Origin of the sequence: Corynebacterium sp. CCUG 69979 (assembly GCF_024454095.1) — a bacterium.
Classification (GTDB): Bacteria; Actinomycetota; Actinomycetes; order Mycobacteriales; family Mycobacteriaceae; genus Corynebacterium; species Corynebacterium genitalium.
Genome location: NZ_JAGPZA010000003.1, coordinates 139,596 through 153,618 on the forward strand (window position 1 = coordinate 139,596; position 14,023 = coordinate 153,618).

General features: G+C 62.3%; 16 protein-coding genes. 10 read left to right on the forward strand and 6 right to left on the reverse strand.

What is annotated here, in order from left to right; all coding sequences use genetic code 11:
• Nucleotides 1-2 precede the first annotated feature (2 nt).
• On the forward strand, nt 3-236 hold the full coding sequence (locus tag KBX18_RS03465) for a hypothetical protein (RefSeq protein WP_005289620.1): 234 nt from the start codon (nt 3-5) through the stop codon (nt 234-236).
• Entirely contained in the window at nt 236-613 is a 378-nt protein-coding gene (locus KBX18_RS03470) for an RNA-binding S4 domain-containing protein (protein WP_255994816.1), read from the forward strand. The genes KBX18_RS03465 and KBX18_RS03470 overlap by 1 nt, the downstream gene beginning before the upstream one ends.
• Here the strand turns inward: KBX18_RS03470 and KBX18_RS03475 are convergent.
• On the reverse strand, nt 610-1,440 hold the full coding sequence (locus KBX18_RS03475) for a DUF1266 domain-containing protein (RefSeq protein WP_255994817.1): 831 nt from the start codon (nt 1,438-1,440) through the stop codon (nt 610-612). The two genes, KBX18_RS03470 and KBX18_RS03475, sit on opposite strands and share 4 nt — an antisense overlap.
• A gap of 110 nt (nt 1,441-1,550) precedes the next feature.
• Here KBX18_RS03475 and KBX18_RS03480 point away from each other — a divergent pair, with 110 nt between their 5' ends.
• A complete protein-coding gene (locus tag KBX18_RS03480; RefSeq protein WP_255994818.1) occupies nt 1,551-2,063 on the forward strand; it encodes a hypothetical protein in 513 nt (170 codons plus the stop codon).
• Nucleotides 2,051-2,317, forward strand: a complete 267-nt coding sequence (locus tag KBX18_RS03485) for a hypothetical protein (protein ID WP_255994819.1) — start codon at nt 2,051-2,053, stop codon at nt 2,315-2,317. Before KBX18_RS03480 ends, KBX18_RS03485 begins: the two co-directional genes overlap by 13 nt.
• 12 nt (nt 2,318-2,329) lie before the next feature.
• Here KBX18_RS03485 and treY read toward each other — a convergent pair whose 3' ends face one another.
• The 5 genes from treY to KBX18_RS03510 are packed head-to-tail and all read right to left on the reverse strand — an operon-like array spanning nt 2,330 to nt 9,475.
• Entirely contained in the window at nt 2,330-4,825 is a 2,496-nt protein-coding gene (gene treY, locus KBX18_RS03490) for a malto-oligosyltrehalose synthase (protein ID WP_255994820.1), read from the reverse strand.
• 28 nt (nt 4,826-4,853) lie between these two features.
• The gene (locus KBX18_RS03495; RefSeq protein WP_255994821.1) at nt 4,854-5,417 is read right to left on the reverse strand and encodes a hypothetical protein; all 564 of its coding nucleotides are present in this window, start codon (nt 5,415-5,417) and stop codon (nt 4,854-4,856) included.
• A 56-nt stretch (nt 5,418-5,473) separates the two neighbouring features.
• Nucleotides 5,474-6,643, reverse strand: coding sequence for a BRCT domain-containing protein (locus tag KBX18_RS03500; RefSeq protein WP_255994822.1), 1,170 nt, complete (start codon nt 6,641-6,643; stop codon nt 5,474-5,476).
• Nucleotides 6,640-8,889, reverse strand: a complete 2,250-nt coding sequence (gene glgX, locus KBX18_RS03505; protein ID WP_005289628.1) for a glycogen debranching protein GlgX — start codon at nt 8,887-8,889, stop codon at nt 6,640-6,642. The genes KBX18_RS03500 and glgX overlap by 4 nt, the downstream gene beginning before the upstream one ends.
• 25 nt (nt 8,890-8,914) lie before the next feature.
• On the reverse strand, nt 8,915-9,475 hold the full coding sequence (locus tag KBX18_RS03510; RefSeq protein ID WP_255994823.1) for a TetR family transcriptional regulator: 561 nt from the start codon (nt 9,473-9,475) through the stop codon (nt 8,915-8,917).
• Nucleotides 9,476-9,608: 133 nt separating this feature from the next.
• On the opposite strand from KBX18_RS03510, the gene KBX18_RS03515 reads away from it, so the two are divergent.
• Genes KBX18_RS03515 through KBX18_RS03540 form a run of 6 tightly spaced genes read left to right on the forward strand, consistent with a single transcriptional unit; the run spans nt 9,609 to nt 14,018 of the window.
• Nucleotides 9,609-10,307, forward strand: coding sequence for a hypothetical protein (locus KBX18_RS03515; RefSeq protein ID WP_255994824.1), 699 nt, complete (start codon nt 9,609-9,611; stop codon nt 10,305-10,307).
• Nucleotides 10,298-10,810: a hypothetical protein gene (locus KBX18_RS03520; RefSeq protein ID WP_255994825.1), complete on the forward strand. Its 513-nt coding sequence runs from the start codon at nt 10,298-10,300 to the stop codon at nt 10,808-10,810. The genes KBX18_RS03515 and KBX18_RS03520 overlap by 10 nt, the downstream gene beginning before the upstream one ends.
• Before the next feature lie 35 nt (nt 10,811-10,845).
• The gene (gene hisD, locus KBX18_RS03525) at nt 10,846-12,156 is read left to right on the forward strand and encodes a histidinol dehydrogenase (protein ID WP_255994826.1); all 1,311 of its coding nucleotides are present in this window, start codon (nt 10,846-10,848) and stop codon (nt 12,154-12,156) included.
• Nucleotides 12,156-13,247, forward strand: a complete 1,092-nt coding sequence (locus KBX18_RS03530) for a histidinol-phosphate transaminase (RefSeq protein WP_255994827.1) — start codon at nt 12,156-12,158, stop codon at nt 13,245-13,247. Before hisD ends, KBX18_RS03530 begins: the two co-directional genes overlap by 1 nt.
• On the forward strand, nt 13,240-13,842 hold the full coding sequence (gene hisB / locus KBX18_RS03535; protein ID WP_255994828.1) for an imidazoleglycerol-phosphate dehydratase HisB: 603 nt from the start codon (nt 13,240-13,242) through the stop codon (nt 13,840-13,842). The genes KBX18_RS03530 and hisB overlap by 8 nt, the downstream gene beginning before the upstream one ends.
• Nucleotides 13,842-14,018 (forward strand): hypothetical protein, encoded by a 177-nt coding sequence (locus KBX18_RS03540; protein WP_255994829.1) that lies wholly within the window; start codon nt 13,842-13,844, stop codon nt 14,016-14,018. The genes hisB and KBX18_RS03540 overlap by 1 nt, the downstream gene beginning before the upstream one ends.
• Nucleotides 14,019-14,023 lie beyond the last annotated feature (5 nt).

The following is a 14,023-nucleotide window of genomic DNA, read 5'->3' on the forward strand; positions in this document are numbered from 1 at the left end:
CCATGACGATCCAGCCCCGCCCGAATAACCCGATCGAAGCACGCAAGCAGGCCGTGCGCCGCTATTCCCGCAATGGCGCGTTGTGGGTCGGCGGAGGTGTTGTGGGCGGTGTCGCACTGGCACTTCTGACCCAAACGTGGTCGCTTATCGTGCTCGGTTTCGTAGTTGCCGTTGTCGGCGGAATGGTCAACTACAGCAAGGTTCAGAAGATCATCAACCACCGGGACCAGTACTAGTGCCAGACGGATCCGCCGTCCGCATCGACGTGTGGGTGTGGGCGGTGCGCATGTATAAAACCCGCACAGAGGCCGCGAACGCTGTGCGCGCCGGGCACGTGAAACTCAACGGCAATGCGGTCAAACCCTCAGCTCAAGTTGTGCCGGGGGACCGCGTCAAAGCTTGGAGGGATTACCGCGACCTGGATTACGAAGTCGTCGACACGCCCCGGAAACGCGTCGGCGCACCCATCGCGCGGCAGTGCTACATCGACCACTCTCCGCCGCCACCGCCGAAGGAGTACTTCTACTCCATGCCGAAGCGTGACCGCGGCGCTGGCCGGCCGACGAAGAAAGAACGCCGCGAGCTGGACAAACTGCGCGGCAGGAGCGGCTAAGAGTGGAGCGGGAAGCGCCGCCAAGGGGAGTTCGGGTCAGTCAACGCCTCCGTGAGAATGTGGTCAAACACCTGGAGTTCACCCTGCATATCGTCCGCGTTGTCGCGGATGGTGTCAGCTGACCAAATCGCGCGGCCCCACCAGAAGCTCGCTGCGGCATCCGCCCAGGACATGAAGTGCTTCTGCAGCTCAGCGACGGCGCGGGCGGCGTAGCTGGAGTACTCCTCCGGGGTGATGATCCCGACGAGGGCGGCGGTCGCAGCGGTCATTTCCACACGCATGATGTCCCAGGCGCGGGTCGTTGCCGGGGCCGACGGCGCATTGACGTTCGCAAACGACGGGTGGGTGCGCACTGCGAGCCAGTGGTCGAAGTCTGTCCAGAGCTGCTTCGGATCCATCCAGTTGGAAATAGCCAGGTGCTCCAGGAAGATCTCCATTGTGCGGCGGCGCTCGGCGAAATCCTGCGAACGCCATTCCTGCGGTGCGAACTCGCCCGTGAGCATCTCGGCGGTGTGGAGCACCGCATCTGACGAGGCTGTGTGCACGTCGCCGGCGATGAGCCTCTCCGTCATCTGACGAGTTTCCTCGGCGGAAGTGATACCCCACCACTGCTCAAGCATGCGCTTGTACTGCACGCGGTCCTTCTTCACGGGCAACGTGGGAGTGTCCACGGGCCGGTCATGCCCGACCCGGTACGGCAGCGCGAAGGAGGCTTCCAGCACTGTCTGACGGTCCGGCTGCGGGGTGCTCCATTCCCACAGGTCAACGGCAACATCCTCAGCCTTAGCGCGGGGGCGTTCAAACCGTGCAGCAGTGATGGCGGTCATCGGGGGATTCCTTCCTCAAACAGCGGACTCAAACCTAAGCTCACTCAGATTTCGCTGCATAGATTCTAAGTCCATTTTCACGCAACGCACATGATAACCTGCCGTATGTGGTGAATGAGAACGAGTTTGCGCGTAAGGCTTTAGAGCGCTGCGGCGACACCCAGATCGCACCTGCCGTCGTGAACGACGTCATGCAGGTGCTCGGTCCTGGAGAGGAACTCCTGGAGGTTGCACTCACGAGTGCTCCCGGGTTCACGTCGGCGTGCGTGTGCACCTCCTCGCGGCTGTTCCTGGGCACTGCACCGGGCCAAGTGACAGTGATCGACCACGCATGGCTCACCGGGTTCTGCGGCCGCCCGTATGGACCGGCTGAAGAGTTGACACTTACCCTCAAAGCCGTGGACGGGGAAGTGAACTGGATCGGATTCAACCGCACCGGCCTGATGCGCATCCTGCATGCCCTGGATTTCGCGATGCAGAGCCCTGCACCGGAAGCGACCATCCCCGAACTGTTCAATAAGTGGATTGATGTCCACCAAGAAGCGAACAACGTCGACATGACCCCCGAGCAGTTCGAACTGAACATCCGCGAAGCGATCGGAGAACGCCAGTGGCTGACCTAAACACCTACCCGGAGCCGAGCGCCACCTTCTCTGGCGACGCATTCCTGCCCGATCCGCCCCCGAACCGGCCTCAGCCGAACTACGGCCCGTCGGCCCCGGCGGCGAACAAAGCGAAGAAGGACGACCCCTACGGCGAGAACTACGAGTTCTGGAAGCAAGGCCTGTCGCCCGTGAAGGTCTCCTACACCACCCAGCTGGTCCTGGCCGTGATCGTGGTCACCATTGTGGTGACCCTCGTGCTCATCTTCGCCTAGCCATGTTTCCGCCTAGCTGTCCCAGCGGGCGGAGTCGAGGTGGTGGCTGACTAAAAGTGCGGTGGGCAGAACGTCGAGAAGCTCTGCGCACGGGATCGTGCCCTCGTAGGTTCTCCCGGTGAGGCGGTCTGTCCACTGACCTTCGGGGAGAGTGACGGTGGTGTCGCCCCATCCGCCACTGTCTTCGAGAATAAGGGGCCGGCGCACAGCCAAGCCGATCACGGAGAGGCTGGCCGAATCTGCTCCGCGCGCGATCCCCACAACATGGTTATCGGCCTCGCCGACAGCGAAGACTGCCTGATAGTCACCACCCAGGAAGATGTCCGGGTACTGGCGGCGCAGCATCGCGCCTTCGTGGACAACTGCCTGCTTCGCGCGGTCCGCCACGTCTTCTAGGTGCGGGTAGAGGCCAGTGCCGTCAGCATTATCGCGGGCGAAGCAGAGATCTGCGTAGTGGTCCTCGCTCTCCTTGAACTGGGAGAGCGTTTGTTCGCGGTTGACGTAATCAACAAAGCGGCGGTTATCCGGATCCACCAGGGATAGGTCGATGAACTCCTGGCCCTGGTAGGTGTCCGGGATACCCGGCCCCACGAGTTGAAGCAGCTTCCTGCCGAGGGAGACCTGGACAGCACCCTGATGGATTTCCTTGACAAAGTCGGTGATCATGCCACTTGCCGGCCCCTCCACGACAGCGTCGACCCAGTCGGTGATGGCCTTTTCGAAGTCGTGGGCGTTGTCGAACCAGGAGGTATGCACACCCGCCTCGCGCACCGCCTTGACGGCATAATCGCGCAGGCGCTGCTGAACATCCTCGGTGATCCCGTCAGCCGGCCACACCCCGATAGTGTTCTGGATCAGGAAGTGCGCGGTGGCCTGATCTGGTGCGGGAACGAGCGCCGTGACTTGCGCGATGAGTTCAGCGAATGTCTTCGGGCGTTCTGTCAGCTCAATGATCCGCGCGCGGGTGTCCTCGCTGCGCTTCGTGTCATGGGTGGTCAGCGCCGTCATGGCGTGCGGCCACAAGTTATTGCGCTCTTGCTGGAGCAGGTGGAATTCAGCCGCCGAGACACCGAACCGTCCAGGTGCCCCGCCCACTTCCTGCAAGGCGACAAGGCGGCAGGCGCGGTAGAACAGCGTGTCCTCCACACCCTTGGCCATGACGGCACCACAGACCTGCGCGAAACGCGTCTTCGCCTCACCGTTGGCCAGCAACGCCGCGGAGATCAGGTCAAGGGCAGCGCGCCGGGACGGGAAACGGCGCACCATGTCGGCCACGACAGTAGAAGTCTGACGTGACAGCGAGATGTAGTCAGCGCGGTACACCGGCATGGCAGCAATGAGGTCGATCACCGTCTTGGTCAAGTCTTCTTCAGAGACATTGGAGCCGGCGGTGGAGAAGTTGTCGCGGCGGATGGCGCGTGTCAGACGGCGGATCTCTGCGGCGAGCTCGGACTCGGCGACGTCGCGCTTGAGCTGGTGCTCTGCGGCCTCGATGGCGGGCTCATCCCAGGTAGACCCGGACTGGCGCAAAGACAGCATGCTCATGGAGTCTTCGGCTTCGCGGTTGATGAAGATCCCGTCGAGTTCGCGCAACGCGTCGTAGCCGGTCGTGCCATCGACCGCCAGGCGTGGATCGAGCGGCTCGGTGACTCCGAGGATTTTCTCTGCGACCAGCCAGCGGTCATCCCTAATGAGGTCACGAAGTCGGTTGAGATACGTGAACGGATCGGCCAGACCGTCCGGGTGGTCGACGCGAATGCCGTCGATGAGATCTTCAGCAATGAGCTGACGCAGCACCCGGTGCGTGTGCTCGAAAACGAGCGGATCTTCCTGGCGGATACCGGCCAGCCCGTTGACGGAGAAGAAACGGCGGTAGGAAATGACACCGTCGCGCCAGTACATCAGCCGGTAGCTCTGGCGTTCGTAGACTTCACGCGGATCGTCGTCAAGCGACTCGAAGGACCCAGGCCTGAGCGGGAAGTAGTTCTCGTAATACTTCAGGACCGGCTCATCGATCTCGTCGAGAAGCGTCAGCTCGAACTTGTCTTCGTCGCCAGGCTGCCCCAGCACCGGGAGCCCCAGTTTGCCGCCAGCGCCATTGTCTTCGTGCCAGTCGATGTCGAAGTAGGACTCGTACTCCGAGTCTTGGCCGTTCTTGAGCACATCCCACCACCACTTGTTCTTCTGCGGTGTCTCCACACCCAGGTGGTTGGGCACGATGTCCAGGATCAGACCCAGTCCCGCTTCGTGTGCCGTATGAGCCAGCGCTCGTAATCCCTCCAAACCTCCGAGCTCTGGGTTGACCACCGTTGGGTCGGTGACGTCATAGTTGTGGTTCGACTCCGGGTACGAAGTGAACACGGGAGAGAGGTACAGGTGGGAAATGCCCAGCGATTTCAGGTAGGGGACCTGGGCTTCCGCGTCCGCGAAACCGAAGCCGCGGCCCGACGGATCAGCCTGCGTCCCCCGCAACTGCAGACGGTAAGTGGACGTGATCGGGCGGTGCATGCTTCGCTCCTTAAATGGTGGGTACCCCTCACACCCTAGTCACGACAGGGAAACCAAGGGAGTACGTCATGACGGTCGCCTGCGGTACAGCCTTCGCAGCAGCTTCGATTGTGGTGTCCAGCACGAACAGGTCGCGCTGGTCGCGGGTGACGTACACGAGTCCGGTTTTCGGAACGAGCACTTCGAGAAAGTGCTGGTGCAGCATTTGAAACGTTTTCGGGTGCGACAGCCACGCCACTGCAGGCACATCGAAGGGGGCGATTTCGAATCCGCGTGGCGCAGTAGTGCCGAGTGCGCATGAAGCGTTGCGTACCTGGAACTCGACGCGGTGAGAATTCTGGCGCTCCAACAAGGTGTAGGCGGCAGAATCCCACGCCTGTTTCACGCTGAGGCCCCTGTCCCACAGGTCAATCTGGGACAGTAAGTGCCCGGTTTCGGAGATGAGCACTGCCACGACGTTGGGGGAGAGGTTGAGATACGCGGGCGAGTCCCCGCGCTCGCCCCAGGGTCGCTTTTCGACGACTTCCGCCCGCACCGGCAACGCGACGAACCCGGTGACAGGAAGCAGATCGGTAGAGCATGTGGTGGTCATGCCCTAGTTAGACTGCGCCACCGCCCCGTCTGGTTCCCGGTGCCGGACGGAAAAGGCTAGAAGGGAGGTTCCTCGTCGAGACCGAGCACGTTGAGTAGCTTCTCTGCTGGCCAAATGTCAATGTCTTGGCCTTTATCCATCAATTCCCGGGCCCTTTTTTCCTTTGACGTCATGGTGGCCCACTCGCCGGTGACCAGGATGGTTGTCTTCTTGGTCACGTTCTTTCCTACTTGGCCGCCCTGGTTGGCGATGCCATCCCAGAGCTGTCCTTTATCGAAAGGATCGAACTCTCCGGTGAGGGTGACGTTTTGCCCGTACAGGGGCGAGTTCGGGTCCGCATCGACTGCCGGATCCGGGATGGTGTCCGGGGTAGCCACAGATTGCCACGGCGCGGGACCCCTGTTGTTGCCCTGCTGTTCTTTTTTCGGGGTGTCTTTCTCAGCCTTGCTGGCCTTCTGGATGCTCGAGGCTGCACCGGAGAAGTCGCGCAACACAGGAATAACGCGGTCAGCGCTGACAGTGCCCATGGCGAAGCCGCTTGCGTGGACGAAGTCTTCCAGAGAGCCAGTGTGCTTGGCGTGCCGGGCGAGAGCATTCATCACCGATGCCGGGTCGGCGTCCACTCCGAAGAAGTCGGCGAGGGTGTCCAGCTTGTGGTTGGGCACGTCAAGTTCAGCTGCGCGAGCCTGCGTGAGCACACACGCGAAGGTGAGATCGGAAACAAGGCCTGCATAGTGCAGGGCAGATGCGTCGAAGTATCCGTTGTAGCCGACGAGGGGGCTATCGCCAATGAAGTCAGCTAACGCCTCCTTCGTCGGTGGTTCGAGGCTGAATCGCTCGGTGACCTCGCCGTCGGTGACGCGGGCGAGGTCCACTCGGTCCACAGAGCCCCAGTCCTGGCTGGCGGTGTGCACAGCCACGGCAACAAAGGAGAAACCGGTGATGGTGTCGACGCTGACGGACTCCCCGGTCAGCAACGCACACAGCTGCTGCGGGCCTTCCGTATCTCCGGGGGCAAAGCGCACCGTGACGGTTTCACCGCCGGATTCGATCGCGACCGTGCTTTCATCCCACGAGTCCCCGGAGCGAACCTCGGTGTTCGTGATGTCGTCGAGGTTGATCACCGTCGGTTCCGACGAGCCACGAAGCGCGGCCTCTAACTCCTCCGGGTGAATTTCCGCAGCAGCGCCGGTGACGACGACGCGCGTGCCGAGAGCTGAGATCATGACTCGGGGTTCACCCGGGTCGAACCGCCACCAACAACAGCGCCCTCTTCCGCTGCGTCCTGCTCTGCCTCATCGTCGCCGTCCTCGAAGACCGGCGGCTCGATCTGCCGCAGGACGAGGGTGGAGCGTGCCGGAACGTTCGCGGTACCCTGCGCCTCAATCTCCTCCTTCTCCGCCGGGTACCCGAGCGGCTCAGTGGTGTCGATGAGGACTTCCCACTTCGCGCCCATGTTCTTCGGCGGCAGGGTGAATTCGATGTCCTCGTGGTAGGCGTTGAACATCAACACGAAGGAATCGTCCACGACTTGCTGGCCACGGGAATCAGGCTCAGCAATCATGTTGCCGTTGAAGTAGACCTGCAGGGCCTTGCCAAAGGCGAAGCCCCAGTCATCATTGGTCATCATCTGACCGTCGGGAGCCAGCCACGCAATGTCGCGGTCCTGAGCGTCCATGCCCAGCGGACCGCCGGCCAGGAAGCGGCGACGGCGGAAGACAGGGTGCTCTTTACGGATGCTGATCAAACGGCGGGTGAAGTCGTGCAGTTCCTCCGACTCGTCCAGCCTGTTCCAGTCCATCCAGGCCAGCTCGTTGTCTTGGCAGTAGACGTTGTTGTTGCCGTTTTGCGTGCGGGCGAACTCGTCGCCGTGGGCGATCATCGGGGTCCCCTGGGAAAGCAACAACGTGGTCAGGAAGTTGCGGCGCTGGCGCGAACGCAGCTCCTGGATCTCCGGATCGTCGGTGGGGCCTTCTTCACCGTGGTTCCAGGAACGGTTGTGAGATTCACCGTCGCGGTTTTCCTCACCGTTGTCCCAGTTGTGCTTCTCGTTGTAACTGACCAGATCGTTGAGTGTGAAGCCGTCGTGGGCGGTGATGAAGTTGATCGACGCCGTCGGGCGGCGGCCGTTGTGGTTGTACAAGTCCGACGAACCGGTGAGTCGCGAAGCGAACTCGCCCAGGGTGGAGGGCTCACCGCGCCAAAAATCGCGGACGGTGTCGCGGTACTTACCGTTCCATTCGCTCCACAGCGGCGGGAAGTTGCCCACCTGGTAACCGTTCTCACCGACATCCCACGGTTCAGCGATGAGCTTGACCTGAGAGACGACTGGGTCCTGCTGGACCAAGTCGAAGAAGGTAGCCAAGCGGTCTACGTCGGAGAACTCACGCGCCAGAGTGGAAGCGAGGTCGAAACGGAAGCCGTCGACGTGCATCTCGGAGACCCAGTAGCGCAGAGAGTCCATGATGAGCTGCAGTGAGTGCGGGTCGCGGACGTTGAGGGAGTTACCGGTGCCGGTGTAGTCCATGTAGTGGAAGGCGTCACCGTCGACAAGCCTGTAGTACGCCTCGTTGTCGATGCCGCGGAACGCAATGGTGGGGCCTAGGTGGTTGCCCTCGGCGGTGTGGTTGTACACGACGTCGAGGATGATCTCCATGCCGGCCTCGTGGTAGGCGCGGACCATGCCCTTGAACTCGGCGACGGCATCGCCCGGCTTCTCGCTGGCGGCGTAATCCTGGTGCGGCGCGAAGAAGCCGAAGGTGTTGTAGCCCCAGTAGTTGCGCAGGCCCAAGTCCCGCAGGCGGTCATCCTGAAGGAACTGGTGGACGGGCATGAGCTCGACAGAGGTGACCCCCAAGTCTTGGAGGTACGCGATCACGCTCGGGTGCGCCATGCCGGCATAGGTGCCTCGCAAGTTCTCCGGGACATCGGGGTGCAGCTGCGTCATGCCCTTGACGTGGGTCTCATAAATGACAGTGTCATTATCCGGGATGCGCGGAGAACGGTCGTCGCCCCAGTCGAAGAACGGGTTGATCACCACGGACTTCATGGTGTGACCGAGCGAGTCTTCCTCGTTGCGGCCGGTGCCGGGTTCCTCGGCGTGAATGTCGTAGGAGAACAGGGAAGAATCTCCATCGAACTCGCCGTCGAATGCGCGGGCATACGGGTCGACGAGCAGTTTGGACGGGTCGCAGCGCTTGCCGTTTTCAGGGTCCCACGGGCCGTGGACCCGGTAGCCGTATCGCTGTCCCGGCAGGACGCCAGGAAGGTAGGCGTGCCAGACGTGGTTGTCTACCTCTTCGAGGGGAATACGCGTCTCGTTCTCCTCGCGGTCGAGCAGGCACAGCTCAACCTTCTCGGCGACGTTGGAGAAAAGGGCGAAGTTAGTGCCCGCACCGTCGTAGGTGGAGCCCAATGGGTAGGAGGATCCAGGCCAAACTTGGGTCTGCGCGTTCTCGCTAGGAGTTGTCATGAGACTCGATAGTAATAGCTCTAGCTCACTGTGCGTCGAGGCCCGCGAGCAGAAGGTCAATTGCCTGCTCAACGTGTTCTACGCTGCCGCGGGGAGCCGTGGCAGCCGAGGTTTGGCGGGCAGCTTCGTTGAACTGAACGCCGGCCTGGTGCATGTTCGCCGCTCCGAGAGTGAGATAGAGCAACCCGGTCGCGGTCGCGTCGATAAGCGCCGCGCGCTCGCTGTCTGCCGAGGGCCCGTCGCTGAGCGTCGCTTTGACTGCATCCAGGAGGTGCGCGTGAATGTCCGCGCCGGGTAGTGCTGCGGCTGTGGCGACCACGTCCGCGCCGTCGCGGTGGGAGAGAACAGCTCCGCGCAGGGCGGCGCAAGCTTCACGCGGCCCGGCATAAGTGCGCTCGAGGACTGGGGCGATAATGATTTCTGCCATCGCGCAAATGAGTTCCTGCTTGTTGTCCACATGCCAGTACAAGGCTCCAGGCGCGACGTCAAGCGACGCGGCGACCCGACGCATGGACACGTCAGCAAGGCCGTACTCGTCTAGGATGCCCACCGCCGCTTGTGCGATAGTGGACTGGGACAGCTGCATAACACGCAAGGGTACACCCGATATTCACAGCTACTTCACTGGTACTTCCCTGCGCAACAATTGAGTAACTGAAGCTTGACGCTGCTAGAGTGTCGGGAGCAGTTCTCGAAAACCTAGAGGAGAGTTCCGATTCATGTCTAACTCGAAGAAGGCCGTCGCCCTCGCCACCGCCGTCTTGGTTGCCCCCCTCGCACTAGCTGCGTGCGGCTCCGGCGAGGATCAGAGCGACGTCGTGTCCGAGGTGGCTACCGAAACCAACCAGGTCACCGCTGGCGCGGAGGTCGATCCGCTGGCTGATGAAAAGAAAGAGGACGACAAGGATAAGCCGGAGGGTGAGGGCGAGAACGCTGACGATCCTCAGGCACAGGGCGCTCCGAACCCGGGTGCTGGCGTGGTCAACCCCTTCGAGGACGGTACGCTGCCGACGCCTGACATTCAGCCGATCGAGAACGGGCAGCCCGCAAGCGAGGCTGACGTGCGGGCCATGACCGACACCATGAACCGCATTTACAACCCGGGCGATTTCGTTTCCTGGACCCGCGTGATCATGGACAACTCCTGCAAGAAGGTGGTCGACCAGACCAACCAGCAGCTGGCTAGCCAGGGCACCAGCCTGGAGAAGACCGAGCGCGAAATGCAGCTCGCAGTCGATGCTGCTAAGGCGCAGGGTCGTCCGATTCCGCCGGTCCCGGCGACGCAGACATCGCTTTCCGACGTGCGTGTGAACGGCGACACTGCTTCCGCCAACGTGACGGTGAACACCAACGGCCAGACCGAGTCCGGCGTGCAGCGCTTCGCTCGTGAGAACGGCCAGTGGAAGGTGTGCAACTAAAGCTTCGCTGGGGAGCGGGGGTCGTCGCACTCGGGGTCATCCTCGGGTGCGTCATCGGTGTCATATGGGGGTTCCTGCGCCCCGGCTATGTTGCCGAGGTTGTTGACGGCGGAGTTCAGATCAACCATGTGTTGAGTCCTGACAGCGTCGAATTCGCATCCTTCGGTTGGTTTGTCATCCTTTCTACTCTCCTCGGGCTGGCTGTCGGCCTTGTGGCGTACGGGACGGGGGAGCGGGAAAGCAACCTTTCCCGCATGGTTTTCGCCGCATGCGTGGCGTTGTTTTCTAGCTGGGCGCTGCACGCTCTCGGCCAATGGTCAGCTAATCTTGCCAACCCTCCGCACGCGGCAGCGGAGTCTGACACATTCACTTTGGTGCCCGCGTTCCAACCCGGCATCGCGTGGTGTGCTGCGCCGTTCATGGCGAGTCTGGCTTATTGGCTGGGGCTGGTCAGCACAGCCGCATTCGAAGGCGGACGGGGGAGTGTCCAAGTGGGTGAATAGGATGTACTTCAACAAGGTTTGAAGGAGATTCTCCCATGCTGAAAGTGACTGATCTGCGGGGCCAAACCCCGTCGAGCGCGCAGCTGCGCCGCATCCTGCCGCGTGGCGGGATGGATGTGGCGTCCGTCCTGCCCACTGTCACACCGATCATTGATGCGGTGAAGACCGGCGGTGCGCAAGCGGCTCTCGACTACGGCGAGCAGTTTGACCGCGTGCGCCCTGCGTCCGTGCGTGTTCCGGCGGATGTCATGGCCGCTGCCGCGGACAATCTCGATGACTCTCTTCGCGCCGCTGTGCAGGAAGCGATTCGGAGGATTCGCGCCGTCCACGCCGCGCAGAAGCCGCAGGAGCAGTCGACTGACGTCGCTCCCGGTGCGACTGTCACAGAAGTCTTCCTGCCGGTCCCGCGCGTGGGCCTGTACGTCCCGGGTGGTAAAGCTGTCTACCCGTCGTCGGTGCTCATGAACGTTATCCCGGCCCAGGAGGCGGGCGCAGAATCGCTCGTGGTGTGCAGCCCGCCGCAGGCAGAGTTCGGCGGGTGGCCGCACCCGACGATCCTGGCCGCCTGCTCAATGCTCGGTGTCGATGAGGTGTGGGCCGTCGGCGGTGCGCAGGCAGTCGCATTGCTCGCCTACGGCGACGATGAGGCGCAGCTTGAGCCGGTGGACATGATCACCGGTCCGGGAAACATTTTCGTCGCAGCCGCCAAGCGGGTAGTCAACGGTGTCGTGGGCATCGACGCGGAAGCCGGCCCGTCCGAGATCGCGGTGCTGGCAGACGACACCGCAGATCCGCTCTACGTCGCCGCCGACCTGATCTCCCAGGCCGAACACGATGAGAATGCTGCATCAGTGCTGATTACGGATTCGCCAGAGGTGGCGGAAGCCGTCGATAAGCTTATCGACGAGCGTGCCACCGCAACCCTCAACGCCGACCGCGCGGGCACTGCTTTAGGCGGGCCGCAGTCGGGCATTGTGCTCGTTGACGATCTGGAGGCAGGCATTGCCGTCGCTGATGCCTATGCCGCTGAGCACCTAGAAATCCACACCCGCAACGCCGCGGACGTGGCCCGGCGCATCAAGCACGCCGGTGCGATTTTCATCGGCCCGTTCTCCCCGGTGCCGCTGGGTGACTACATCGCTGGCTCCAACCACGTGCTGCCCACGTCTGGCACGGCGCGCTTCACTCCGGGCCTGACCACGCACACCTTCCTGCGGCCGGTCAATCTCATCGAGTACACCGAGGATGCGCTCGCCGAGGTTGCACCGCACATCATCACCCTGTCCACCGACGAACAACTGCCCGCCCACGGCGAGGCAATCAAGGCGCGAACGGAGGCGCAATAATGGCCGAGCTTTCTGATCTTCCGCTGCGCGAAGAACTGCGCGGCAAGTCCGCCTACGGCGCGCCCCAACTTGAGGTTCCGTACGCGCTGAACACGAACGAGAACCCGTACCCGCCGTCGCAGGCGCTGATCAGCGATCTGCTGGAAGAGATCTCTCGTGTCTCCGGTAGCCTCAACCGCTACCCGGAGCGCGACGCCGTTGAGCTGCGGGCGGACCTCGCGGCGTACGTGAGTAAGCAGACCGGCGTGGCAGTGACCGTGGACAATGTGTGGGCCGCCAACGGCTCCAACGAAGTCCTCCAACAGCTGTTACAGGCATTCGGTGGGCCCGGACGGACTGCCATGGGCTTTGTGCCGTCCTACTCCATGCACCCGATCTTGAGTGCAGGAACGCAGACGGAGTTCATCGGCATTGACCGCGGCGCTGACTTCCGCATCGATATCGATCATGCCATCAGCGAAATCAACGCACAGCAGCCGGACGTAGTGTTCGTCACCACCCCGAACAACCCGACCGGTGATGTCACCTCGATCGATGACATCGAGCGAATCCTCGACGCTGCGCCCGGCATCGTGATTGTCGATGAAGCATACGCGGAATTCTCCCCCTCGCCATCCGCCGTGACGCTGGTGGAGAAATACCCGACCAAGCTGGTGGTCTCCCGCACGATGTCGAAGGCGTTCGACTTCGCCGGCGGTCGTCTCGGCTACTTCGTCGCTGATCCCGCCTTCATTGAGGCCGTCATGCTTGTCCGCCTGCCGTACCACCTGTCGGTCATTTCCCAGGCGGCTGCCCGCGTGGCGCTGCGGCATGCGGACGAGACGCTCGGAAACGTCGAAAAGCTCGCGAGCGAACGCAAGCACGTCCAAGATGCGCTCGCAGGGATGGGATACGAGGTCGTGCCGAGCGAGTCGAACTTCCTCTTCTTCGGGCACTTCGCCGACACCCACGCATCGTGGCAGCAGTTTTTGGACCGCGGTGTCTTGATCCGTGATATCGGCGTGCCGGGGTATCTTCGTGTGACAATTGGTTTGGACGAGGAGAATGACGCATTCTTGACCGCGGCGAAGGAGATTAAGAGCAATGACTGACCGCGTGGGTACAGCGACCCGCACCACCAGCGAGTCCGACATCTCGGTGGAAATCAACCTCGACGGCACGGGCAACGTCGCCGTTGACACTGGACTGCCGTTCTTCGACCACATGCTCACGGCTTTCGGCACCCACGGGTCCTTCGATCTGACCATCAAGGCGCGCGGAGACATCGAGATTGACGCGCACCACACCATCGAGGACACCGCGATCACGCTGGGCTGGGCGCTGATCGACGCTGTGGGGGACAAGAAGGGCATCCGCCGCTTCGGCTCCATGGCGCTGCCGATGGATGAGACCCTGGTCAGCGCCGTGGTGGACATCTCCAACCGGCCGTACTTTGTCATGAACGGTGAACCGGAGTCCATGGAATGGCAGATCATCGGCGGGCACTACGCCACTGTGATCAACCGCCACTTTTTTGAGACGCTCGCCTACAACGCGCGCATCACCCTGCACGTCAACGTCGAATACGGCCGCGATCCGCACCACATCACCGAGGCCGAGTACAAGGCTGTAGCGCGTGCTTTGCGTGCCGCCTACGAGATCGACCCCCGGGTCAGCGGCGTGCCGTCAACGAAGGGCGCGCTGTAATGGAGGTTGGTTCCAGCATCGCCGTGTGGATGCTGTTCATCCTGGCCGGCCTGTTGGTTGGCGGGACGTGGTCGTTCTACCAGCAGGGCAATAAGCCAGTGACGATCGTGCTGGGCATTCTGGCACTACTGTCACTTTCCGGTGCGCTCATCGTGCTGTTCGGGGCGATGCCGTGACATCT